Source organism: Streptomyces sp. NPDC091281 (genome assembly GCF_044757425.1).
Classification (GTDB): Bacteria; Actinomycetota; Actinomycetes; order Streptomycetales; family Streptomycetaceae; genus Streptomyces.
Map to the genome: position 1 here is coordinate 190,684 of NZ_JBIVUY010000015.1, position 22,145 is coordinate 212,828.

At 74.8% G+C, this 22,145-nt stretch carries 19 protein-coding genes; 13 read left to right on the forward strand and 6 right to left on the reverse strand.

What is annotated here, in order from left to right:
- Positions 1-88: 88 nt before the first annotated feature.
- Positions 89-1,918, reverse strand: a complete 1,830-nt coding sequence (locus ACIQPQ_RS32805) for a phosphatidylglycerol lysyltransferase domain-containing protein (protein WP_401311256.1) — start codon at positions 1,916-1,918, stop codon at positions 89-91.
- Positions 1,919-2,150: 232 nt separating this feature from the next.
- Here ACIQPQ_RS32805 and ACIQPQ_RS32810 point away from each other — a divergent pair, with 232 nt between their 5' ends.
- Both ACIQPQ_RS32810 and ACIQPQ_RS32815 read left to right on the forward strand, forming a co-directional pair.
- Positions 2,151-3,284, forward strand: a complete 1,134-nt coding sequence (locus ACIQPQ_RS32810) for an alpha/beta hydrolase (protein WP_401311259.1) — start codon at positions 2,151-2,153, stop codon at positions 3,282-3,284.
- A gap of 71 nt (positions 3,285-3,355) precedes the next feature.
- On the forward strand, positions 3,356-5,011 hold the full coding sequence (locus ACIQPQ_RS32815; RefSeq protein WP_401311262.1) for a hypothetical protein: 1,656 nt from the start codon (positions 3,356-3,358) through the stop codon (positions 5,009-5,011).
- 122 nt (positions 5,012-5,133) lie between these two features.
- Here ACIQPQ_RS32815 and ACIQPQ_RS32820 read toward each other — a convergent pair whose 3' ends face one another.
- Together ACIQPQ_RS32820 and ACIQPQ_RS32825 are read right to left on the reverse strand one after the other, a co-directional pair.
- Entirely contained in the window at positions 5,134-6,408 is a 1,275-nt protein-coding gene (locus tag ACIQPQ_RS32820) for a PH domain-containing protein (protein ID WP_401311349.1), read from the reverse strand.
- A 182-nt stretch (positions 6,409-6,590) separates the two neighbouring features.
- Positions 6,591-7,184: a PH domain-containing protein gene (locus tag ACIQPQ_RS32825; RefSeq protein WP_401311265.1), complete on the reverse strand. Its 594-nt coding sequence runs from the start codon at positions 7,182-7,184 to the stop codon at positions 6,591-6,593.
- 60 nt (positions 7,185-7,244) lie between these two features.
- On the opposite strand from ACIQPQ_RS32825, the gene ACIQPQ_RS32830 reads away from it, so the two are divergent.
- On the forward strand, positions 7,245-8,414 hold the full coding sequence (locus ACIQPQ_RS32830; RefSeq protein ID WP_383772071.1) for an NADH-quinone oxidoreductase subunit D: 1,170 nt from the start codon (positions 7,245-7,247) through the stop codon (positions 8,412-8,414).
- A gap of 68 nt (positions 8,415-8,482) precedes the next feature.
- Here ACIQPQ_RS32830 and ACIQPQ_RS32835 read toward each other — a convergent pair whose 3' ends face one another.
- Complete coding sequence (locus tag ACIQPQ_RS32835; RefSeq protein WP_401311269.1) at positions 8,483-9,610, reverse strand: SAM-dependent methyltransferase; 1,128 nt, start codon at positions 9,608-9,610, stop codon at positions 8,483-8,485.
- A gap of 118 nt (positions 9,611-9,728) precedes the next feature.
- Between ACIQPQ_RS32835 and ACIQPQ_RS32840 the strand changes: the two genes are divergently transcribed.
- From ACIQPQ_RS32840 to ACIQPQ_RS32850, 3 genes are all read left to right on the forward strand, one after another.
- Positions 9,729-10,934, forward strand: coding sequence for a sensor histidine kinase (locus ACIQPQ_RS32840; RefSeq protein WP_401311272.1), 1,206 nt, complete (start codon positions 9,729-9,731; stop codon positions 10,932-10,934).
- Positions 10,935-11,032: 98 nt separating this feature from the next.
- Entirely contained in the window at positions 11,033-11,704 is a 672-nt protein-coding gene (locus ACIQPQ_RS32845) for a response regulator (RefSeq protein WP_383772077.1), read from the forward strand.
- Positions 11,705-11,789: 85 nt separating this feature from the next.
- Entirely contained in the window at positions 11,790-12,419 is a 630-nt protein-coding gene (locus tag ACIQPQ_RS32850; protein WP_401311275.1) for an AAA family ATPase, read from the forward strand.
- A gap of 83 nt (positions 12,420-12,502) precedes the next feature.
- Here ACIQPQ_RS32850 and ACIQPQ_RS32855 read toward each other — a convergent pair whose 3' ends face one another.
- Both ACIQPQ_RS32855 and ACIQPQ_RS32860 read right to left on the reverse strand, forming a co-directional pair.
- On the reverse strand, positions 12,503-13,609 hold the full coding sequence (locus ACIQPQ_RS32855) for a DUF5937 family protein (protein WP_401311277.1): 1,107 nt from the start codon (positions 13,607-13,609) through the stop codon (positions 12,503-12,505).
- Between the two features lie 102 nt (positions 13,610-13,711).
- Complete coding sequence (locus ACIQPQ_RS32860) at positions 13,712-14,908, reverse strand: threonine aldolase family protein (protein ID WP_401311279.1); 1,197 nt, start codon at positions 14,906-14,908, stop codon at positions 13,712-13,714.
- A gap of 328 nt (positions 14,909-15,236) precedes the next feature.
- Between ACIQPQ_RS32860 and ACIQPQ_RS32865 the strand changes: the two genes are divergently transcribed.
- The 7 genes from ACIQPQ_RS32865 to ACIQPQ_RS32895 all read left to right on the forward strand — a co-directional run bounded on the left by ACIQPQ_RS32865 (position 15,237) and on the right by ACIQPQ_RS32895 (position 22,043).
- Positions 15,237-16,205 (forward strand): Rossmann-like and DUF2520 domain-containing protein, encoded by a 969-nt coding sequence (locus tag ACIQPQ_RS32865; RefSeq protein WP_383772085.1) that lies wholly within the window; start codon positions 15,237-15,239, stop codon positions 16,203-16,205.
- Complete coding sequence (panC, locus tag ACIQPQ_RS32870) at positions 16,202-17,209, forward strand: pantoate--beta-alanine ligase (RefSeq protein WP_401311282.1); 1,008 nt, start codon at positions 16,202-16,204, stop codon at positions 17,207-17,209. Before ACIQPQ_RS32865 ends, panC begins: the two co-directional genes overlap by 4 nt.
- A gap of 137 nt (positions 17,210-17,346) precedes the next feature.
- The gene (locus tag ACIQPQ_RS32875) at positions 17,347-19,047 is read left to right on the forward strand and encodes an L-aspartate oxidase (RefSeq protein WP_401311352.1); all 1,701 of its coding nucleotides are present in this window, start codon (positions 17,347-17,349) and stop codon (positions 19,045-19,047) included.
- Positions 19,044-20,042 (forward strand): carboxylating nicotinate-nucleotide diphosphorylase, encoded by a 999-nt coding sequence (gene nadC, locus ACIQPQ_RS32880; RefSeq protein ID WP_383772089.1) that lies wholly within the window; start codon positions 19,044-19,046, stop codon positions 20,040-20,042. The genes ACIQPQ_RS32875 and nadC overlap by 4 nt, the downstream gene beginning before the upstream one ends.
- Positions 20,043-20,058: 16 nt before the next feature.
- Positions 20,059-20,856: a type III pantothenate kinase gene (locus ACIQPQ_RS32885; protein ID WP_383772091.1), complete on the forward strand. Its 798-nt coding sequence runs from the start codon at positions 20,059-20,061 to the stop codon at positions 20,854-20,856.
- A 200-nt stretch (positions 20,857-21,056) separates the two neighbouring features.
- Positions 21,057-21,785 (forward strand): hypothetical protein, encoded by a 729-nt coding sequence (locus ACIQPQ_RS32890; protein WP_401311354.1) that lies wholly within the window; start codon positions 21,057-21,059, stop codon positions 21,783-21,785.
- Positions 21,786-21,863: 78 nt separating this feature from the next.
- Entirely contained in the window at positions 21,864-22,043 is a 180-nt protein-coding gene (locus tag ACIQPQ_RS32895; RefSeq protein ID WP_383772093.1) for a hypothetical protein, read from the forward strand.
- Positions 22,044-22,145: the final 102 nt, after the last annotated feature.

Consider the following 22,145-nt stretch of genomic DNA (forward strand, 5'->3'; position numbering starts at 1 on the left):
GGGGCGGCCTGCCCGGATTCACGGGACGAGCGCCCCGCGCGCGGGGGGCCCTGCGCGTCCCGCGCGCGCGGGACGGCCGGGGGAGCGTCTAGGCGGCCCGTACGTCCCGTTCGGCGACCGTGCGTTCCGCCACCGCGTGCGCGCACGCGCGGGCCGCGGACGTACGGCGGCGCAGGAAGCGGGGGAGCGGGAGGGCGAGGTCGACGAAGCCCTCGGCCTGCATGGCGGCGAAGCCGATGCGGGGCAGGTCGCCGGAGGCCCGGTAGATGACGAAGCGGGGTTCCCAGCGGGGCTGGAACTTGGCGTTGAACTTGTAGAGCGACTCGATCTGGAACCAGCGCGACAGGAAGACCAGCAGGCCGCGCCAGACGCGCAGCACCGGGCCCGCGCCGATCTTCTCGCCGCGCGCGAGGGCCGCCCGGAACATGGCGAAGTTCAGCGACACGCGCGCGACGGAGAGGCTCGGTGCGGCCTGGAGGGCGGCCACGATGAGGAGTTCGTTCATCCCCGGGTCGGCCGAGCGGTCCCGGCGCATCAGGTCGAGGGAGACGCCGTCCGTGCCCCACGGCACGAAGTGGAGGATCGCCTTCAGGTCGCCGTAGGGGCCGGGTTCGGGGTCGGCCTTGTGGGCGGTGGCGATCAGGCAGTCGCCGTCGGCGGGGTCGCCGATGCGGCCCAGCGCCATGGAGAAGCCGCGTTCGGTGTCGGTGCCGCGCCAGTCCTCGGCGGCCCGCCGGACGCGCTCCAGCTCGGCCTCGCCGAGGTCACGTACACGTCGGACCCGCGTCTCGTAACCGGCGCGCTCGATGCGCTTGACCATCTGGCGCACGTTGCGCATCGCGCGGCCGGCCAGGGAGAAATCCGCCACGTCCACCACCGCCTCGTCACCGAGTTCGAGCGCGTCCAGCCCGGTCTCGCGGGTCCAGACCTCGCCGCCCGTCTCCGAGCAGCCCATGACGGCGGGCGTCCAGGAGTGCGCCTTGGCCTCGTCCATGAAGCGTTCGATGGCGCCGGGCCAGGCCTCCACGTCCCCGATGGGGTCGCCGCTGGCGAGCATCACGCCGGAGACGACGCGGTAGGTGACGGCCGCCTTGCCGCTCGGGGAGAAGACCACGGCCTTGTCGCGGCGGAGCGCGAAGTGGCCGAGCGAGTCCCGGCCGCCGTGCTTGGCGAGCAGCGCGCGCAGGCGGTGCTCGTCGTCCTCGGTGAGGCGCGCGGCGGGGTGTTCGGGCCGGAAGGCGAGGTAGATGGTGGTGACGGCGGTCAGCAGGCCGAGCGCGCCGAGCGAGAAGGCCACCGTCCAGGAGGTGTTGTCCCGGTACGCGACCGGGCCCTCGAAGCCGAACAGGCCGTACAGCACGTGCGCGATGCGGTCGGCCAGGCTCGGGTCGCCCACCAGGCGGCCCGGGTGCGCGCTGACGATGACCAGGCCGAGTCCGAGCGAACCGGCGCCCATGAGGACGAAGTTGGCGAGCGCGCGCCAGCGGCTGCGCGGGTCGGGCAGGGCCGCGAACTGGTCGCGGTGGCGCAGCAGGGGCACCAGGAGCGCCAGCGAGAGCAGCGCGCCCAGGAGCGAGTGCCGGTAGGCGAACTGGGCGACGGCGCCCGCCGGGAGCAGGGCGACCGCCGCGCGCCACGCGCGCCGCTTGCCGCGCTTGAGGCCGTGCGCGAGGAGGAGCAGCAGGACGCCCGCGCTGAGCGAGAGCGCCGCCGCGAACGGGCCGAGCGCGCCGGGGAGCACTTCGGCGAGGGTGTGCATCCGGCTGTTGCGGAACCGGGGGAAGACGCCGGCGGCGACGTCCAGCAGCCCTACGAGCGCGCAGGCGCGGCCGACCAGGAGCGGTACCGACTCGGGACGCGGGCCCCTCAGCACCCGCCGGAGCCCGCTCACCGGGCGCCCCGGAACCCCACCCGACATTTCGCCATCTTCCCTGACAGACATCGCATCCCGTAGTTCCGCGAGAGACCGTGAATCCGGTGCCGATCGGGCATCCGGCGACATTGCGCCCTCTAGGACGTCGTCTCGGGGAGCGAGGTTCACTCACCCCGTCAAAGCCGCCGTCAAGGCCAAGGAACGTCCGGAACACGCCCCTCGGCGCGCATGCCGGGGCCCGCGGGGCCCGGACGGAGAGCGCAGGCAGGAACACTCCATGGGTCTCATGAGCAACAAAGTGCTGCTGCTGGCAGTACTCACCGCCGTCCTGCTGTTCGTCGGCACCGTCTGGCAGTGGCCGCGGCTGGCGCGCCTCACCTGGTGGACCGTCATCGCGCGCGTGGGCCTCCTCCTGGCCACCCAGGTGACCCTGTTCGCCGCGATCGGCCTCGCCGCCAACCAGGCCTTCGGCTTCTACGCCAGCTGGGCCGACCTGTTCGGGAAGGAGACCGGGCAGGGCGTCGTCGTCGACCACGCGGGCCGTACGGCGGGGCAGTTGAAGGTGGTGGACACGCAGCGCGTGGAGGGCGGCGGCCGGGACCCGCGGGCGGCCGGGCAGATCCAGGAGATAGACGTCAACGGCCGTACGACACGCATCGCGTCGCCCGCGTACGTGTACCTGCCGCCGGAGTACTTCGACCCGGCGCAGAAGATGCGTACGTTCCCGGCGGCCGTGGTCCTGACGGGTTATCCGGGGACGGCGCGGTCACTGGTGGACAAGCTGGACTACCCGCGCGTCGCGCGCGAGCTGGCCGCGGACGGCCGCATGCGGCCGATGATCCTCGTGATGATGCGGCCCACGGTGGCGCCGCCGCGCGACACCGAGTGCGTGGACGTGCCGGGCGGCCCGCAGACGGAGTCGTTCTTCGCCAAAGACCTCCCGGAGGCCGTCACGGCGCACTACCGGGTGGCCCGCGGCCCCGGCAGCTGGGGTGTCATCGGCGACTCCACGGGCGGCTACTGCGCGCTCAAGCTGGCCCTGCACCATCCGCGGGTCTACGCGGCGGGCGCGGGCCTCTCGGCGTACTACAAGGCGCCGACCGACGCCACGACCGGTGACCTCTTCCAGGGCGACCGCACCCGGCGCAACGAGGCGGACCTGCGCTGGTTCATCAAGCACCGGCCCGCGCCGGACACCTCCCTGCTCGTCACGAGCAGCAAAGTCGGAGAATCCAACTACAAGGCCACCCTGAAATTCATCGACAAGGTGAAGGCGACGAACCGGACACGCATCTCCTCGATCATCCTCGAAAGCGGAGGCCACAACTTCAACACCTGGCGCCGGGAGATCCCGCCGACACTGGAGTGGATCAGCGGCCGACTGGGCGGCCCGATTCCTGACGGGGTGTGAGGGTTTCGTTATGGCTGTGTTTTTCCGGGGTGGGGCGCCAACATTCGCCTACGCGCGGTAAGTTTCTGGCCATGCCACGTGGACGTCACCGTCATTCCCCGCCTCTGCACAGGCTGCTTCCCCCGTCGGCGATCGCAGGCGTCTCCGTAGTCTGCGCCCTGGGCCCCTGGCTGTTCACGGAGCAACTCTTGCTCCGGGTGCTGGCCGCCGCCGCGGCGGTGACCGCGGTCGTGGGCGCGGTCGTCATGCGGCACTGGGACATCCAGGCCGGGAAACAGGTCGCTGACCTCGTGCGCGCGCGGGCGAGCGACGAGTGGCGCTTCGAGGAGCGGGTCGCGGAGTTGGAGAGCGACCTGGAGGAGTCCCGCGAGCTGCGCGCCAAGCTGGAACAGCGGCTGCGCGCGAAGCGGTCGGAACTGGCGGGGCTGCGCAACGAGCACGCGTCCCTGCTGCGCCGGTACGCCACCGCGGAGACGGAACGGGCGACCGCCCTGGAGGGCCGCCGCCTGCTGGAGATAGAGACCACGGTCCCGGCCCGTGCCCTGCCGCCCGCGCGCGCGGCGCAGGACGACGCGGAGACCGGGAAGCCGGTCGGCGACGAGTCGGCGGAGACGTTCCCGTCGGCCGAGTCGGCTTCGGCGGCGGTGAAGGCGGCTGAGGTGGACGAGGCCGCGACGGCGGAGGACCGCGGCTCTACGGAGGCCGTTGAGCCCGTCGAGAACGCAGCGGACGGCGAGGTGGCCGCCGTCGACGAGGCCGAAGCCGCGGACGGCACCGACGAGGCTCACGAAGCCGACGAGGTCGTCGCCGAGGACACGGAGGGCGCCAAGGGCACCGAGGACGACTCCGCGGAGGACGAGCACATCGAGGCCGCAGCCTCGGAGGCGGATACGGATGCGGAGGCCGAAGAGGCCCCGGCCGCCGACGCGGAGGACGCGACGGAGACCGGCGCGAAGGACGGTGGCACGGGCGCGGAGACCGACGGCGCGAGCGGCGACGCCACGACGGTGACGCCCGCCCCCATGGCATCCGCCCCGCCCGCTCCACCCGCCCCCTCCGTCCCGTCCACCCCGACCGTCTCCCCGTCGTTCCTGCGCGCCGGGGCCGCCCTGGACCGCTTCGACGGTCCGGGAGCGAAGCGGGGCCCGTCCGCGGGCGCCGCCGAGAGCGGCACGGCGGGGCCCCCGCGACCGGGCGGTGCCGGGAGCGCGGCCACGGGCAAGGACGCGGAGGCCGCACGGGAGGACGAGGCCAAGGGGAAGCCCGAGGCGGTCGACGAGCACGCGCGCGCGACCGCCGTTCACCCGGACACAGACCAGCACCACACCCCCGCCGAGCAGGCCGCCCCGGAACCCGGGCAGGCCGCCGACACGCCGGAGCCCCGCCCGACCGGTCCGGCGGGCCGTCCCGCGGGCCACTTCACCGTCCCTACCGCCGTCGCCGTCGTACCGGCCGCGCAGCCCGTACGCCGGCCCGCCGCCGAGGGCGGGTTCGACTTCTTCGGTACGCAGCAGCCGTCGTCGGCCGACCCGCTGGACGCCGTGCAGAACGAGGACCTCGCCGACGTGGTCGGGCAGGAGGCGCTGGCGCTGCACAAGGCCGAGTCCGACGCGGAGTTCAAGCCCGCCGACGCGCGCGCACGCGCCGTGGGCCAGGTGATCGACCTGACCGCGCACGACGAGACCCAGCAGATCGACGTCGAGGGCCTGCGCAGCGCCGCCTCCTGACAGCCCGCGCGCGCGTCCCGTCGCATGACGCTCACGGCCCGCCCCGCCCGGCCTCCCGGAGCGTGGCGGGCCGCGGTGTTCCCGCCGCGAGGCGCCCCAGCCGCCGTCCCAGGAGCAGGGGACTACGCCATCCACCGGTCCGGCACCGCTTTCCGGCGCCCGGTGCGCGACCGCTCCGCCTGCGCCAGCAGCAGGTCCGCCGCCTCGTGGGCGTCCCGCAGACGGGCCGTCACGGTCTCACCGGCCCCCGTGTCCACGTGGACGTCCGCGAGCCCCCAGAGCCGCTTCCAGGGCTCCTGGGAGAGCCGCACGCTCTGCACCTTCGCGTGGGGGACGAGGTCGAGGCGGCGCCGGAGCAGGCCGTGCCGGGCCACGAACACCTCGTCCGTGACGGCGATGCCGTAGCCGCGCCACCACAGCGGCAGGCACCGGGCGGCCCGGCGCGGCGGGCGGGACAGCGACGCCGTACCGGGTACGGCGACGCCGGGCAGCACGCGCGCGACGACCGCCTCGGCCACCGCGCGCGGGGCGACCGGGACCAGCACCGAGTTCTCCGACCCGGCCACGTCCAGTTCGACGCGCACCCAGTCGCGCCGCCGCCACAGCAACGGTTCGACGATCCGTACGGTCTGCACGCGCCCCGGCGGCACGGTCTCGTGGGAGCGGTCCAGCAGGCCGTGGTCGATGCGCAGCCCGTCCTGCGAGGCGCCGACCGACCAGTCGTACTCCGCGACGAACCGCCCCACGCTGCTCGCGCCCGCCGCGCCGAGCAGCGGCAGCCCGGTGACGAGGACCGTCCACACGCTCTCGGTGGCCAGCCACAGCACCGTCGGCATCACGAGCGCGGCCAGGAGCGCGCCCCAGGTCGCGCCGGTCAGCACCAGCGCGATCGCCAGCTCGCGCGCGGGCACGCGCAGCAGCTCGCGCGCGGGAGCCTCGCCGACCTCGTGCGCCGTCTCGGGGGCGAAACCCGCCGCGCGCGCGAGCAGCTCCGCACGCAACGCGCGCGCCTCCGCCTCCCCCAGGTAGGCCAGTTCGTCCTTGTCGTCGGCGCCGACGACGTCCAGGCGGAGCTTCGTGACGCCCGCTATCCGGCCCAGCAGCGGCTGGGTGACGTCGATCGCCTGGATGCGTTCGAGGCGGATGTGCGCGGTGCGCCGGAAGAACAGGCCGGTCCGGATGCGCAGTTCGCTGTCGGTCACCGCGAAGTGGGTGAACCACCAGGACAGGAAGCCGTAGAGGGAGGCGGCCGGGACGACCACGGCGGCGGCGATCAGCAGGCCGGTCGTCGTCAGCCGGGTCAGCTGCTCCTGCGCCTGCCCCGGGTCGTGCGCCGCCCAGCCCACGACCACCGCGAGCGGCGCCCAGGCCCGCCGGAACGGCGTCACCGGGTGCAGCCGCCGCTCCGCCCCGCCGTCACGCGCGGGCGGCCCGCCCGCGGCCGTCGTCCCCGACCGCTTGGCGACAGCGGCGTCACGCGCGCCCTCGCCGTCCACCCCACCCGCACCCCCGACGCCGAGCACACCCTTCGCGCCTTCGGCCCCCTCGATGCCCCCGATGCCCTCGATGTCCGGCGTCGTCACAGCCCCGCCGATCGGGCCTCGCCGAGCGCGGTGAGCCGGTCGCGCAGCCGCTCCGCCTCCGCCGGGTCCAGACCGGGGATGCGCGCGTCGCTCGCCGCGGCGGCGGTGTGCAGTTGCACGGCGGCCAGTCCGAAGCGCCGCTCGACGGGCCCGGAGGTCACCTCCACGAGCTGCATGCGGCCGTACGGCACGACCGTCTCCTCGTGCCACAGCACCCCCCGGCTGATCAGCAGGTCGTCGGCGCGCTCGGCGTACCGCCAGGAGCGCCAGTTACGGCCGAGCAGGACCCACCCCCAGCCCATGAGCGCCAGCGGCAGCAGGGCGAACGCGGCCCACGCCGGACCGGCGAACACCCCGGGCAGCACGCCCGCCGCGACCGCCGCGAGCCCCAGCCACACCACGAGCAGCAGCCGCCGCATCCTCAGCAGCCCCGGCGGCAGCCCCGTCCACTCCGGCGAGGGCAGCCCCTCCCGCGGCACCTGGCCCTCCTGCGGCCCCCGGCTCTCCGGGGGCGCCTGCCCCTCCGGCCCGGTCGGGCCGTCCGCTCCGGCCTGCGTCGTTCCCGTGTCCGCGGGGCTCCCCGTCTCCATGGGGCCAGCGTACGGAGGCGGAGGCGTGGACGGGCGGGCGCGTGGGGGAGACTGGGGCCCATGACTCCCACGACGGAGAGCGCGCGGCCCACGGAGACCACGGTCGGGATCGGCGGTGCCGCGGAGAGCACCGACATGGTGCTCAACATCGGCCCGCAGCACCCCTCGACGCACGGCGTGCTGCGGCTGCGGCTGGTGCTGGACGGCGAGCGCATCCGGCACGCCGAGCCGGTGATCGGCTACATGCACCGGGGCGCGGAGAAGCTGTTCGAGGCCCGTGACTACCGGCAGATCATCATGCTGGCCAACCGGCACGACTGGCTGTCCGCCTTCTCCAACGAACTGGGCGTGGTCCTCGCCGTCGAGCGGATGCTCGGCATGGAGGTCCCCCCGCGCGCGGTGTGGCTGCGCACTCTCCTGGCCGAGCTGAACCGGGTGCTGAACCACCTGATGTTCCTCGGCTCTTACCCCTTGGAGCTGGGCGGGATCACGCCCGTGTTCCACGCCTTCCGCGAGCGGGAGGTGCTCCAGAACGTCATGGAGGAGGTCTCCGGCGGGCGCATGCACTACATGTTCAACCGGGTGGGCGGCCTCAAGGAGGACCTCCCGGCCGGATGGACGACGCGCGCGCGGGCTGCCGTCGCCGCGGTGCGCTCGCGCATGGACGTCTACGACGACCTCGTCCTCGGCAACGAGATCTTCCGCGGCCGCACGCGCGGCGTGGGCACCCTGAGCGCGCGCGCCGTGCACGCGTACGGCGTGAGCGGGCCGATCGCCCGCGCGTCCGGCGTCGACTTCGACCTCCGCCGCGACGAGCCCTACCTCGCGTACGGCGAACTGCGGGACACGCTGCGGGTGGTGGGCCGCACGGAGGGCGACTGCCTCGCGCGCTTCGAATGCCTCCTGGAGCAGACCCACAACGCCCTCGACCTCGCGGTGGCCTGCCTCGACCGGCTGGCCGACCTGCCGCCCGGCCCGGTCAACCAGCGGCTCCCGAAGGTCCTCAAGGCGCCCGAGGGGCACACGTACGCCTGGACCGAGAACCCGCTCGGCATCAACGGCTACTACCTCGTCAGCAAGGGCGAGAAGACCCCGTACCGGCTGAAGCTGCGGTCGGCCTCGTTCAACAACATCCAGGCCCTCACCGAGCTGCTGCCGGGCACGCTGGTCGCGGACATGGTGGCCATCCTGGGGTCGATGTTCTTCGTGGTCGGAGACATCGACAAGTAGGCGTCAAGCAGGCGACAGGCAGGCGCCGAGCAGGCGACACGCAGACATCGGCCGGTGGCGGCGTGCGGTCAGCCGGCGTCCCCGTCCAGCGGGTCCGGGACGCCCACCGGCTGGAGCAGCCAGCCGAAGTCGCCGAGCCCGCCGGGGGCGGTGAGTTCCGCCGCCTCGCCCGCGCGCGTGAGGGCCCGTACGTAGCCCGCCGGGTCGGTGGACGCCAGGGAGAGCGGCGGGCGTCCGGCCGTCACGCCCAGGGCGCGCAGGGCGGTCCGCTGGCGCAGGAGGCGCGGGCGGGGACTCCTGCGCGCCCCCGCCGACGGTCCCGCCCCCCGGGCCGCCGCCGCTCCCGCCCCGGCGCACGCGTCCAGGGCCACGTGCGCGGTGATGTCGCACGACCCGTCCGGGACGGGCGCCGTCTCCCGGCCGTCCCGGAAGCCGGTGAGGGTCCCGAACGGGGGACGCGCGCCCGCCGTGTGCGCGTAGTCGACGGCCACGGCGAGGCCCCCGGCCATCCGGGAGACCGCGGCGGCCCACGCCTCGTCGCGCGGCAGACCGACCTCCGCGCGCAGCCCCTCCTCCGCCGGTGTCGGCCACCAGCGCCCGAGCCACTCCGCCGCCGCCCCTGTCACCGGCCCGCCCAGCCGCTCCGTGCCGTCCGCGCGGACCTCCACCAGGCGGGGCACGCCTTCGGCGTCGACCTCGGCGACGTCGACGGGGACGTTGTCGAGCCATTCGTTGGCGAACAGCAGCCCGGTGATCGCGGGCGGCGCTTCGTGCAGCCAGGCGACACGTCCTGCGAGACCCTCGGGGCGGGGGGCGATCTCGACGGCGTACGCGCGCGTGCGGGCCGCGACCTCGGCGGGCAGCGCGGTGAGCACCCTGGTGACCAGTTCGCCGCGCCCGGCGGCCAGGTCCACGAAGTCGAGCGTGGCCGGGCGGCCGAGGGCTTCGTCGACCCGGCACAGGAGCCGCGCCACGGCCTCCGCGTAGAGCGGGGAGGCGTGCACGGACGTACGGAAGTGGGCCGCCGGCCCCTCGGGGCGCAGATAGAAGCCCCCAGGGCCGTACAGGGCCTCCTGCGCCGCCGTACTCCAGCCGCGCCAGGTCCGCCGGCCCGAGCCCTGCGGGGCGTGCGGGTCGCGCCGCGCCTCCGGGGTGCCGTCCGGGTCGCCCGCGCCGTCGTGTTCCGCTTCCGCCACCGCATCAGAGTAGGCGTACTGGTGATCACAGTCTCCACCTTGGGGAGTACGCGCGCGCGGCCCGGATCGGCCCTCCGGTTGACCCCTGCACGCATCACGCTTCCCTACGCTGGGTTACGTGCAGCGCCTCTATGACTTCCTCCGCAGACACCCGACCTGGGTCGACGGCTTCTGGGCCGTCGTCCTGTTCGGGATCGCTGTGGCGGCCGGTTCCGCCTCCGGCCCCGACCACCGGGGCACCGACTCCCTGGCGCTGCTGGTGCCCATCGCGCTCCTGCTGTCGCTCGTGGTGGCGCTGCGACGGCGGATGCCCGAGCGGATGCTGCTGCTGGCGGGCGGCCTGGGCGTCGCCCAGCTGGCGCTGGACGTGCCCACGACGGTCGCCGACTTCGCGTTCCTCGTGATCGTCTACACGGTCGCCGCGACGGGCGCCCGCTGGGCGTCCCGGCTGGCGCTCGGCATGAGCCTGTGCGCCGCGACCCTGGCGCAGCTGCGCTGGCCCAGCGAGGAGGCGGGTGTGGCGGGCAACATCGCGGTCACCGTCTTCCAGACCGTGCCGTTCGCGCTCGCCTGGGTGCTCGGCGACTCCATGCGCACGCGCCGCGCGTACTTCGCGCAGCTGGAGGAACGGGCGGCCCGTCTGGAGAAGGAGCGGGAGGCGCAGGCCAAGGTGGCGGTCGCCGCCGAGCGCGCGCGCATCGCGCGCGAGCTGCACGACGTGGTCGCGCACAACGTGTCGGTGATGGTCGTCCAGGCCGACGGCGCCGCCTACGTCCTCGACGCCGCGCCCGACCAGGCGAAGAAGGCGCTGGAGACGATCTCCTCCACCGGCCGTCAGGCCCTCGCCGAGATGCGCCGCCTGCTGGGCGTCCTGCGCACCGGGGAGCACCAGGAGGGCGGGGAGTACGTCCCGCAGCCCGACGTCGAGCAGATCGAGGACCTGGTGCAGCAGTGCCGCGGTTCCGGACTGCCGGTCGACTTCAAGATAGAGGGCACCCCGCGCCCCCTCCCGAGCGGCGTCGAGCTGACCGCGTACCGGATCGTGCAGGAGGCGCTGACCAACACGCGCAAGCACGGCGGCCCGAACGCGGGCGCCAGCGTGCGGCTGGTCTACTTCGACGACGGACTCGGTCTGCTCGTCGAGGACGACGGCAAGGGCGCCCCGCACGAGCTGTACGAGGAGGGCGGCGCCGACGGCGCGGGACACGGCCTGATCGGCATGCGCGAGCGGGTCGGCATGGTCGGCGGCACCCTGGACGCCGGACCGCGTCCGGGCGGAGGATTCCGCATCAGCGCGCTGCTCCCGCTCAAGGCGGCGCACTGACGCCGCCGTACGCCCCCCGGTGACACCTGTCAGGATTCCGGCGGCCGCCGCGCGTGACGGCACGCACAGAGACACGAAGAGGACGGAAGAGGACCCCGATGGCGATCCGCGTGATGCTCGTCGACGACCAGGTGCTGCTGCGCACCGGGTTCCGGATGGTGCTGGCCGCCCAGCCGGACATGGAGGTCGTCGCCGAGGCGGGGGACGGCGTCGAGGCCCTTCAGGTCGTACGGTCCACGGCGGTCGACGTGGTCCTGATGGACGTCCGCATGCCGAAACTGGACGGGGTCGAGGCGACCCGGCGCATCTGCGCGGAGCCCGAGCCGCCGAAGGTCCTGATCCTGACCACCTTCGACCTCGACGAGTACGCCTTCTCCGGGCTCAAGGCGGGCGCCTCCGGCTTCATGCTCAAGGACGTGCCGCCCGGTGAGCTGCTGGCGGCCATCCGGTCCGTGCACAGCGGCGACGCCGTCGTGGCGCCCTCGACCACCCGCCGCCTCCTCGACCGGTTCGCGCCGATGCTGCCCAGCGCGGGCCAGGAGCCCCGGCACAAGGAGCTGGAGCGGCTCACCGAGCGGGAACGCGAGGTCATGATCCTGGTCGCCCAGGGGCTGTCCAACGGGGAGATCGCCGCCCGCCTGGTCCTCTCCGAGGCGACCGTCAAGACGCACGTCGGCCGCATCCTCACCAAGCTGGGACTGCGCGACCGGGTCCAGGTGGTGGTCCTGGCGTACGAGACCGGGCTGGTGCGCGCGGGCGGGCACGGCTGAGCCGTCGCGCCGAGGGGGCCGCGCGCGGCCTCCGACCGCCCGCGAAGTGGCTCCGCCGTCCTCGTGCGGCCACTAGGGTCGGCGCATGCTCCTGTGGATCAACGGCCCCCACGGGGGCGGCAAGACACAGACCGCACACGAGATACGGCGCCGGCTGCCCGGCAGCGTCGTCTGCGACCCCGAGCACATCGGCTTCGGGCTGCTCCGCACGCTGCCACCCGCCCTGCGCGCCGACTTCCAGGACCTGGCCGCCTGGCGGCAGGGCGTCGTCGAGACCCTCGACCTGGCGCTGACCCGGCACGACGGGGTGGTGATCGCGCCCATGACGGTCACCGATCCCCGCTGCTTCGCCGAGACGGTCGGCGCGCTGCGCGAGCGCGGCCACGACGTCCACCACTTCACCCTGCTCGCCGAGCGCGAGACCGTGCTGCGGCGGCTGCGCGAGCGGCGGGTGGGACGCCTCCTCCGGCGCGTCACGCGCCGCGCGCGCCCGGCGGGGGAGAGCTGGGCGGTCCGGCGGCTCGACCACTGCCTGGAGCGGCTGCGGGAGCCGGAGTTCGCCGAGCACCTGTGGACGGACCGCACCAGCGTGCCGAAGACGGCCGACCGGATCGCGGTCCTCGCGGGCCTGACGCTGCGGCCGAACACCGAGGGCGCGCTGCGCACCCGGCTGCGCCAGGCGCGGGTGGGCCTGCGGCACGTCCGGTTCGACTGAGACGCGGGGCGGCCTGGTGCGCCGGAGGGCCGTGTACGTCCTGGGGGCGGGGCTCGCGGCCACGCGCATGGTTGTCGGCTGCCCTAGCGGAGCAGCCCCTCCAGGAAGTCGCCGCCCAGGCGGGCCACGCGCGCGACGTCCAGCTGATGCAGCACGTACCGGCCCCGGCGGCGGGTCAAGATCAGGCCCGCCTTCTTCAGGACGGCCAGGTGACGGGATATCTCGGGCGCCGTCACGTCATGGATGCGCGCGAGTTCGGTCGTGGTGTACGCGCTGCGCGCAAGGTGCCGGCACAGCCGCATCCGCAGCGGGTGGGACAGGGCTGTCATCCGCAGCGTGAGCTGCTCGACGGACGGCGGTGAGGCCAGGTCGGGGGAGCCGACGGGGTAGTGCAGCACGGGCTGCCAGCCGCTGCGGTGCAGCACGCTGAAGTGCGGCCAGCCGAGGCTGGTCGGGACGAGCAGGAGGCCGCCGCCCGCCGTGACGGTCCGGCCCTCGATGAGCTTGTCGACCTCGATGCGGCCCGCCGCCTCGTCCACCGACAGGGCGGGCGAGACCGCGCCCAGGGCCTCCGCCAGGCCCCGGTGCCGCAGCAGTTCCGTCTTGTGGCGGGTGTCCGCCGTGAGCTGCTGGCTCAGCCGGGACCAGGTCTCCGCGAAGAACGCCTCCTCGCAGTCCTCCAGGAAGCGCCGCAGCCACGCCCGTACGGCCGGAGTGTCGTCGAGCAGCCGCCGGGTGAACCGCGCCTGCCGGGGCCCGCGCGAGGCGGCCACGTCCAGCACCCGGCGCCGCACGCGCGCGTCGCTGAGCACCAGCGGTTCGTGGGGGCCGCGGCTGAGCACGCACACGAACTCCGTCGCCGCGTCGACGAACTGCTCGTCCGTCAGCTTGTCCAGGAGGTCCAGTTCCTCGGCGAGCGTCGCGCGCGGGAGCGTGCTCCGGCCGGGGATGCCCGCGTACGGCATGAACAGGTCGGAGAACGTCGTCCGCCACAGGAAGTCCGCGTCGCACATCCGGTCCGCGAGGTGCGGGTCGAGGCCCGCGGTGACGCCCGCCGCCCAGCCGCGCAGCCCCGGGTGGTGGCCCGGCTCGGACAGCGCGTGCAGCGCCATGCCGAGCTCGGCCAGGGGGGACGGCGTGATGGCGACCCTCTCCGGCCGCAACCCCGCGATGTCGATGCTCACGCTCATGACCTCATGGTGCACCCGGCCACCGACAACGCCGCCGTCGATTGACGACGGCCGTCAATCGACGCGACGGACGACGCCTCCCCCCGCCGGGAAGGGGGCCGGTCACGTGGTCGGACGGTCCACGCGCGCGACGAAGTCGGCGACGGCGGTCCGTACGTCGTCCGCCGTCCAGGTCAGCCCGTCGGCGCGGACGGTGACCTCGGTGCGGCTCAGTCCGGGCCCGGCCTGCTGCCAGGCGCCGCCGAAGAGCAGCGTCCCGGTCTCCTCGGCCTGCCCCACCGACGCCTCGGCGAGCGCATCCGCCTCGTACGGCAGCCAGACCTGGAACTCGTGGGTGTGCGGCTCCTCGGGGTGCACGCGCGCCCACGGCACGTCGTCGGCCGCGGCGAACGCCTCGCGCAGGGCGCGGGCCACCACGCGCGCGTGGGCGACGTACTCCGGGAGCCGGGGCAGCTCCCGGTCCAGGCCGACGAGGGCCGACAGGACCGTGGGGAACTGCTGGAACACCGTCCCCCCGTAGCGGTGGCGCCAGGCCTTCGCCTCCTCGACCAGCGTCCTCGGACCGGCGAGCGCGGCGCCCCCGAAGCCGTCGAGGGACTTGTAGAACGACACGTAGACGCTGTCCGCGAGGCCCGCGATCTCCGTCAGGGGACGGCCCAGGCGGACCGTGGACTCCCACAGGCGCGCGCCGTCGAAATGGACCACCGCGTCCCGCTCGCGCGCGGCCTCCACGACCTCCGTCAGCTCGTCCCAGGTGGGCAGCAGGAAACCGGCGTCCCGCAGGGGCAGCTCCAGCATCAGCGCCCCGAACGGCTCCTCGAAGGCACGCACGTCCTCGGCGGACGTCGGCCGGGGCGCGGTCGTCACCCGGAGCGGGCGCAGGCCCGCGACCGTGCTGAACGCGCTCCGTTCGTGGACCTCGGGGTGGGCCATCGCGTGCAGGGCCACCGCGGGGTTGCCGGTACGGCCCGCCCAGCAGCGCAGCGCGATCTGCTGGGTCATCGTGCCGGTCGGGAAGAAGGCGGCAGCCTCCATGCCCAGCAGGGCGGCGACGCGCTCCTCCAGGACCTCCACGATCCCGTCGCCGTACAGGTCGCCGCGTTCGTCCAGGTCGTACGCCTCCGGGGCGGCCTCCTGGAGCAGCGAGAGCCGCTCGCGCAGCGTCCTGCGGAAGCCTGAACGCGACAACGCGCGCGTGGCCTCCCGGTGGGCCCGCGCCCGCCGTTCGGAGATCCGTTCCGCCGTCCGTTCCGCCGTCCGCCCGGGGTCCACCGGGGTCTCTTCCGCCGTGTCCGTCATGCTCGGATCATGCCGTGCGCCCGTCCGCGCGGGCACCCGGATATGCCGCGCCCCGCGCGGCCCCCGGCGAGCGTGGTGCGCACGTCGGCCCCCGCCCCGCTCCGGCGCACCGCCCTCCCGCCGGACGCCCCGGCGCACCGCCGTGCCGCTCCCGTTCCCGCGTCCGCCACGCCCTCCGCCCGCTCCGGGCGCCCCCGTGCCCCCTTCCGGCGCCGCCGGGGTCGCCCACAGGCTGTGGACGACCGGACCCCTCGCGAACCGATCGCGTTAACATGACGAGAAATCGTCCGGTACCCAGAGCGGACTGGAACGGGAAGGCCACCGTCGCGTGAGTACAGTCCAACCGCCAGACCCCAGGGACCGCCCCGCGCGGCTCACCGTCGGCGTGGTCGGCGCGGGCCGGGTCGGTCCGGCGCTCGCCGCGTCCCTCCAGCTCGCCGGGCACCGCCCGGTCGCCGTCTCCGGCGTCTCCGACGCCTCCCGGAGGCGGGCCGCGCACCTGCTGCCGGACGTCCCGCTCGTCACCCCCGCCGAGGTGCTGCGCCGCGCCGACCTGGTCCTCCTCACGGTCCCCGACGACGCCCTGCCCGGCCTCGTGGAGGGCCTCGCCGACACCGGCGCCGTCCGCCCCGGCCAGCTCCTGGTGCACACCTCCGGACGGTACGGCGCGAAGGTCCTCGCCCCCGCCCTGCGCGCGGGCGCCCTGCCGCTGGCCCTGCACCCGGCGATGACCTTCACCGGCACCCCGGTCGACGTCCAGCGCCTGGCGGGCTGCTCCTTCGGCGTCACCGCCCCCGACGAGCTGCGGCTCGCCGCGGAGGCCCTGGTGATCGAGATGGGCGGCGAACCGGAGTGGATCGCCGAGGAGAACCGCCCGCTCTACCACGCGGCGCTCGCCCTGGGCGCCAACCACCTCGTCACCCTGGTCGCCCAGTCCATGGAACTGCTGCGCACGGCCGGGGTCGACGCCCCCGACCGGATGCTCGGCCCGCTGCTCGGCGCCGCCCTCGACAACGCCCTGCGCTCCGGCGACGCGGCGCTCACCGGCCCCGTCGCGCGCGGGGACGCCGGAACCGTCGCCGCGCACGTCGCCGAGCTGCGCCGGCACGCCCCGCTGGCCGTCGACGGCTATCTGGCGATGGCGCGCGCGACGGCCGACCGCGCGCTCGCCCACGGACTGCTCAAGCCGGAACTCGCCGAGGACCTCCTCGGCGTGCTCGCCCACGGCACCGCCACCGGCCCCGCGGGGACCGACGGCCCGCGCGGGAGCGACGGCCCTGAGGGAGGCCCCCGATGACGCTCACCCCCCTGCGTACCGCGGCCGAGCTGCACGCACGCGCGCGTACGGGCCGCCGGGCCGTCGTGATGACGATGGGGGCCCTGCACGAGGGCCACGCCACGCTCGTGCGCACCGCGCGCGAGTACGCCGGACCCGGCGGCGAGGTCGTCGTCACGGTCTTCGTCAACCCGCTCCAGTTCGGCGCGGGCGAGGACCTCGACCGCTACCCGCGCACCCTGGACGCCGACCTCAAGATCGCCGAGGAGGCGGGCGCCGACGCCGTGTTCGCCCCGTCCGCCGACGAGGTCTACCCGGGCGGCGAGCCTCAGGTCCGGATCAGCGCCGGCCCCATGGGGGAGCGCCTGGAGGGCGCCTCGCGCCCCGGCCACTTCGACGGCATGCTCACGGTCGTCGCCAAACTGCTCCACCTCACCCGGCCGGACGTGGCGCTGTTCGGGCAGAAGGACGCCCAGCAGCTCGCCCTGATCCGCCGCATGGCGCGCGACCTGAACTTCGGTGTGGACATCGTCGGTGTCCCCACCGTGCGCGAGGACGACGGCCTCGCCCTGTCCAGCCGCAACCGCTACCTCTCCCCGGCCGAGCGACGCACCGCGCTCGCGCTCTCCCGGTCCCTGTTCGCGGGCCGCGACCGGCTCGCCGCCCAGGAGGCGCTGCGCGCCCGCGCGCGCGAGGTGCCCGCCTCGCACGCGCGCGCCGAGGCGCTCAGCGCGATCGGCGAGTCCCGCGCCGCGGCCGACGCGCACGCCGTCGCCAAAGCGGGCCCCGCCGCGCCGGTCCCCGGCTCGGCCGCCGCCGTCCGCGCCGCCGCGCGCGTGGTCCTCGACGAGGCCGCCCGCCTCGACCCGCCGCTCAGGCTGGACTACCTCGCCCTGGTCGACCCGTCCGACTTCGGCGACATCCGGGATGACTACACCGGCGAGGCCGTGCTCGCCGTCGCCGCCCGGGTCGGGACGACCCGGCTGATCGACAACCTCCCCCTGACCTTCGGAGCCGCCTCGTGACCAGCACAGGCACCAGCACAGACCCCCGCACGGCCACAACCACGGGAACCGACGCGGCCACCGCAACCGACGCGGCCACGGGCGCCGACGCGGCCACGGGCACGCACGCGGGCTCCGACGCGGCACCCGTCACCGGCATCCGCCTGCACGCGCCCGCCCCCGGCTGGTCCGTCGCCGCGGACGTCGTGGTCGTCGGCTCCGGGGTCGCCGGTCTCACCGCCGCGCTGCGCTGCGAGGCCGCCGGTCTCAGCACCGTCGTCGTCACCAAGGCCCGCCTGGACGACGGCTCCACCCGCTGGGCGCAGGGCGGCATAGCCGCCGCCCTCGGCGAGGGCGACACCCCCGAGCAGCACCTCGGCGACACCCTGGTCGCGGGCGCCGGCCTGTGCGACGAGGACGCCGTACGCCTCCTGGTCACCGAGGGCCCCGACGCCGTACGCCGCCTGATCGACACCGGCGCCCACTTCGACGAGTCCGCCGAGGGCCGCCTGGAACTGACCCGCGAGGGTGGTCACCACCGGCGCCGCATCGCGCACGCGGGCGGCGACGCCACCGGCGCCGAGATCTCCCGCGCCCTGGTCGAGGCGGTCCGCGCCCGCGGGCTGCGCACCGTCGAGAACGCGCTCGTCCTGGACCTCCTCACCGACGCCGAGGGCCGCACGGCCGGTGTCTCCCTGCACGTCATGGGCGAGGGCCAGCACGACGGCGTCGGCGCCGTCCACGCGCCCGCGGTCGTCCTCGCCACCGGCGGCATGGGCCAGGTCTACTCCGCGACCACCAACCCGTCCGTGTCCACCGGGGACGGCGTCGCGCTCGCCCTGCGCGCGGGCGCGGAGGTCTCCGACCTGGAGTTCGTCCAGTTCCACCCCACGGTCCTCTTCCTCGGCCCCGACGCCGAGGGACAGCAGCCGCTGGTCTCCGAGGCGGTCCGCGGCGAGGGCGCCCACCTCGTCGACGCCGACGGCGTGCGCTTCATGGTCGGACAGCACGAGCTGGCCGAACTGGCGCCCCGCGACATCGTCGCCAAGGGCATCACGCGCCGCATGCAGGAACGCGACGCCGAGCACATGTTCCTCGACGCGCGCCACTTCGGCGCCACCATGTGGGAGCAGCGCTTCCCCACCATCCTCGCCGCCTGCCGCGCGCACGGCATCGACCCGGTCACCGAGCCCGTCCCGGTCGCCCCCGCCGCGCACTACGCCTCCGGCGGCGTACGCACCGACGCGCACGGCCGCACCACCGTGCCAGGCCTCTACGCGTGCGGCGAGGTCGCCTGCACCGGCGTCCACGGCGCGAACCGCCTCGCCTCGAACTCCCTCCTGGAGGGCCTGGTCTACGCCGAGCGCATCGCCGCCGACATCGCCGCGGCCCACACGGCGGGCGCCCTGCCCGCGCGCGTGCCCGCGCCGGTCGCGCACCCCGAGCGGCCCGCGCACCCGCTGCTCGCGTCCGAGGCCCGCTTCGCGATCCAGCGGATCATGACCGCAGGCGCGGGCGTGCTGCGCTCCGCCGCCTCCCTCGACCGGGCCGCCGACCAGCTCCAGCGGCTGCACAGCGACGCGCGCGAGGCCCTCGACGAGAACGGCAAGACGGCCGAGCCCGGCGTCGACACCTGGGAGGCCACCAACCTCCTGTGCGTCGCGCGCGTGCTGGTCGCCGCCGCCCGCCTGCGCGAGGAGACCCGCGGCTGCCACTGGCGCGAGGACCGCGCCGACCGCGACGACACCGACTGGCGCCGCCACATCGTCGTACGGCTGAATCCGGACCGGACGCTCGCCGTGCGTACCACCGATACCGCAGACTTCCCCCCGACCCGGCCGCACCAGCAGGAGCAGTGACAGAAGTGAGCACTTCCGAGGACCTTCCCCTCGTCCCCAGCGGCGGCTGCGGTGACGGCTGCGCGTGCGGTGCCGACGCCGGGCACGGCGACGAGGAGTACCTGGAGTGCGGGCTCGACCCCGCGCTCGCCGCGCTCCTCACGGAGGCCGGGCTCGACCCCGTCGAGGTCGAGGACATCGCCAACGTCGCCATCCAGGAGGACCTGGACCACGGTGTGGACGTGACGACCGTCGCGACCATCTCCGAGGAGGCCGTGGCCACCGCCGACTTCACCGCGCGCGAGGCGGGCGTCGTCGCGGGCCTGCGGGTCGCCGAGGCCGTGCTCTCCGTCGTCTGCACCGACGAGTTCGAGGTCGAGCGGCACGTCGAGGACGGCGACCGCGTCGAGGCCGGACAGACGCTGCTGTCGGTCACCACCCGCACCCGCGACCTCCTCACCGCCGAGCGCAGCGCGCTCAACCTGGTGTGCCGCCTGTCGGGCATCGCGACCGCCACGCGCGCGTGGGCGGACGCCCTGGACGGCACGGGCGCGCGCGTGCGCGACACCCGCAAGACCACCCCCGGACTGCGGTCGCTGGAGAAGTTCGCCGTCCGCTGCGGCGGCGGCGTCAACCACCGCATGTCGCTCTCCGACGCGGCGCTCGTCAAGGACAACCACGTGGTCGCCGCGGGCGGCGTCGCCCAGGCCTTCCGCGCCGTGCGGGAGACCTTCCCGGACGTCCCGATCGAGGTCGAGGTCGACACCCTGCACCAGCTGCGTGAGGTGGTCGACGCCGGAGCCGACCTGATCCTGCTGGACAACTTCACGCCGGGGGAGTGCGCCGAGGCCGTCGCGATCGTCGCCGGACGGGCCCTCCTGGAGGCGTCCGGCCGCCTCACCCTCGACAACGCCAAGGCCTACGCCGACACCGGCGTCGACTTCCTGGCCGTCGGCGCCCTGACCCACTCCTCGCCGATCCTGGACATCGGCCTGGATCTGCGAGCTGCGGAGTAGGGAGCGGTATCCGGCCATGCTGCTGACGATCGACGTAGGGAACACGCACACCGTGCTCGGCCTGTTCGACGGTGAGGAGATCGTCGAGCACTGGCGGATCTCCACCGACTCCCGTCGCACCGCCGACGAGCTGGCCGTCCTCCTCCAGGGCCTGATGGGCATGCACCCGCTGCTCGGCGTGGAGCTGGGCGACGGCATCGACGGCATCGCCATCTGCGCGACCGTCCCCTCGGTCCTGCACGAGCTGCGCGAGGTGACCCGCCGCTACTACGGCGACGTCCCCGCCGTACTTGTCGAGCCCGGCGTCAAGACGGGCGTACCGATCCTCTTCGACAACCCCAAGGAGGTCGGCGCCGACCGCATCATCAACGCGGTCGCCGCGAACGAGCTGTACGGCGGCCCGGCGATCGTCGTCGACTTCGGCACGGCGACCACCTTCGACGCGGTCAGCGCGCGCGGCGAGTACGTCGGCGGGGTCATCGCGCCCGGGATCGAGATCTCGGTCGAGGCGCTCGGCATCCGCGCCGCGCAGCTCCGCCGCATCGAGGTGGCCCGCCCGCGCAGCGTCATCGGGAAGAACACCGTGGAGGCCATGCAGTCCGGCGTCGTCTACGGCTTCGCCGGCCAGGTCGACGGCGTCGTCACGCGCATGGCACGCGAGCTGGCCGACGACCCCGACGACGTGACCGTGATCGCCACGGGCGGCCTAGCGCCGATGGTCCTGGGCGAGTCCTCGGTGATCGACGAGCACGAGCCCTGGCTCACCCTGATCGGCCTGCGCCTCGTCTACGAACGGAACGTGTCCCGCATGTGAGCCCCGTCGGCCGGGGGCGGACCTGCGCCCTCCCTGGCCGACCGCGGCCACCTGACGGGACCGGGTGTACCGGCCGGACCAGGGCCGATGGGTGTAATCGCGGCCGGAGTCGGGCGCGCCGCACCCGTCACGTATGTCGAATTTGTCTGATTAGCGCGTATCGTCGCGGCATGCCCACGCCCTACGGATCTCGCGGCGGCATGGCGTTCGGTGCGGAGGAGCTGCGTGTGCTCCGTCGCGCCCTCGCCCTCGCCCTCCACCCCGGCACCTCCTCGGCCGAGGACGTCCAGGACTGCCATCGCCTTGCCGAGTCCCTCGACGAGGCGATGCGTGAGGCCGCCCGGCTGCGGGCCTTCCTGGTGGCCGACCTCGCCCGCTACCGCGCCGCCCTCCCCGGCACCGCGGCCGGTTACCTGGCCCTCCTGGAGGAGGTCCTGGCCGCCGGTCACCGCCCCGAGGCCGACGACCTCGCCGCCCTGCGCGCGCTGCGCGGCAACCCGACGGCGGCCGTCCTCCTGGAGCGCTGTCAGATCCTCGCGGAACAGGACGTACGCGCCCGCCTCGCCCGCCGTACGGTCCGACGCAGCGTCCCGGCCGCCCCGCTCGTGCCCGCGTCCCGTACGCGCCTCCTGGCCCTCCCCGGCGGTCGCTCCGGAGTCCTGACCGAAGACCGGACCGATCAGAGGGATCAGGCGGGCCGGTCGGACCGGGCCGCCGACGCCGACCGCCTCGCGCGCGCGGCCGACGAACCGGCCGAGCGGCCCCGCGAGAAGCCCGCCGGGAAACCGGCCGCCCCCGGCCCGGTGCCCGTCAGGCCCCAGGACCCCGCGCCCGCCCGTCGGCCCGTTCCCACGCCCGGCGAGGTCTTCCCGCGCCGCAAGCCCACCCCGCCGCCCGCGGACCCGCAGGAACGCCTCGCGGCGGGCTGAACGCGCACGGGCGGGGCCCGCGGGCGGTACGCCGGACCCCGCCCCGGTGGCCCGTTCCCCGCTGGCTACCCTGGAGCCATGGACTACGTCTCCGCGCTCCTGCCGCCCGTCGTCATGGCCGTCTTCTTCATCGGTCTGATCCGGGTCATCGTGAAGACCCAGGGCGGCGCCAACAAGGCCAAGGAGGACGCGGTCGTCGACGCGGCCCTCGCGCGCGCCGAGGGCGCCCGCCAGACCGCGGCGGGCCCGGACGCCTGACGGCAGAGCCCCGCAGGCCCGCACCACCCCGCACGCCTGAAGGGCGTACGGCCCCGACCGACACCGGGCGCCGTACGCCCTTTTTGTTCATTTTTGCTGATG

Coding starts and splice junctions, on each gene's coding strand:
- ACIQPQ_RS32805 (WP_401311256.1), bottom strand. CDS start 1,918: ATGTCGGGTGGGGTTCCGGGGCGCCCGGTGAGCGGGCTCCGGCGGGTG.
- ACIQPQ_RS32810 (WP_401311259.1), top strand. CDS start 2,151: ATGGGTCTCATGAGCAACAAAGTGCTGCTGCTGGCAGTACTCACCGCC.
- ACIQPQ_RS32815 (WP_401311262.1), top strand. CDS start 3,356: ATGCCACGTGGACGTCACCGTCATTCCCCGCCTCTGCACAGGCTGCTT.
- ACIQPQ_RS32825 (WP_401311265.1), bottom strand. CDS start 7,184: ATGGAGACGGGGAGCCCCGCGGACACGGGAACGACGCAGGCCGGAGCG.
- ACIQPQ_RS32830 (WP_383772071.1), top strand. CDS start 7,245: ATGACTCCCACGACGGAGAGCGCGCGGCCCACGGAGACCACGGTCGGG.
- ACIQPQ_RS32845 (WP_383772077.1), top strand. CDS start 11,033: ATGGCGATCCGCGTGATGCTCGTCGACGACCAGGTGCTGCTGCGCACC.
- ACIQPQ_RS32850 (WP_401311275.1), top strand. CDS start 11,790: ATGCTCCTGTGGATCAACGGCCCCCACGGGGGCGGCAAGACACAGACC.
- ACIQPQ_RS32855 (WP_401311277.1), bottom strand. CDS start 13,609: ATGAGCGTGAGCATCGACATCGCGGGGTTGCGGCCGGAGAGGGTCGCC.
- ACIQPQ_RS32860 (WP_401311279.1), bottom strand. CDS start 14,908: ATGACGGACACGGCGGAAGAGACCCCGGTGGACCCCGGGCGGACGGCG.
- panC (WP_401311282.1), top strand. CDS start 16,202: ATGACGCTCACCCCCCTGCGTACCGCGGCCGAGCTGCACGCACGCGCG.
- ACIQPQ_RS32885 (WP_383772091.1), top strand. CDS start 20,059: ATGCTGCTGACGATCGACGTAGGGAACACGCACACCGTGCTCGGCCTG.
- ACIQPQ_RS32890 (WP_401311354.1), top strand. CDS start 21,057: ATGGCGTTCGGTGCGGAGGAGCTGCGTGTGCTCCGTCGCGCCCTCGCC.
- ACIQPQ_RS32895 (WP_383772093.1), top strand. CDS start 21,864: ATGGACTACGTCTCCGCGCTCCTGCCGCCCGTCGTCATGGCCGTCTTC.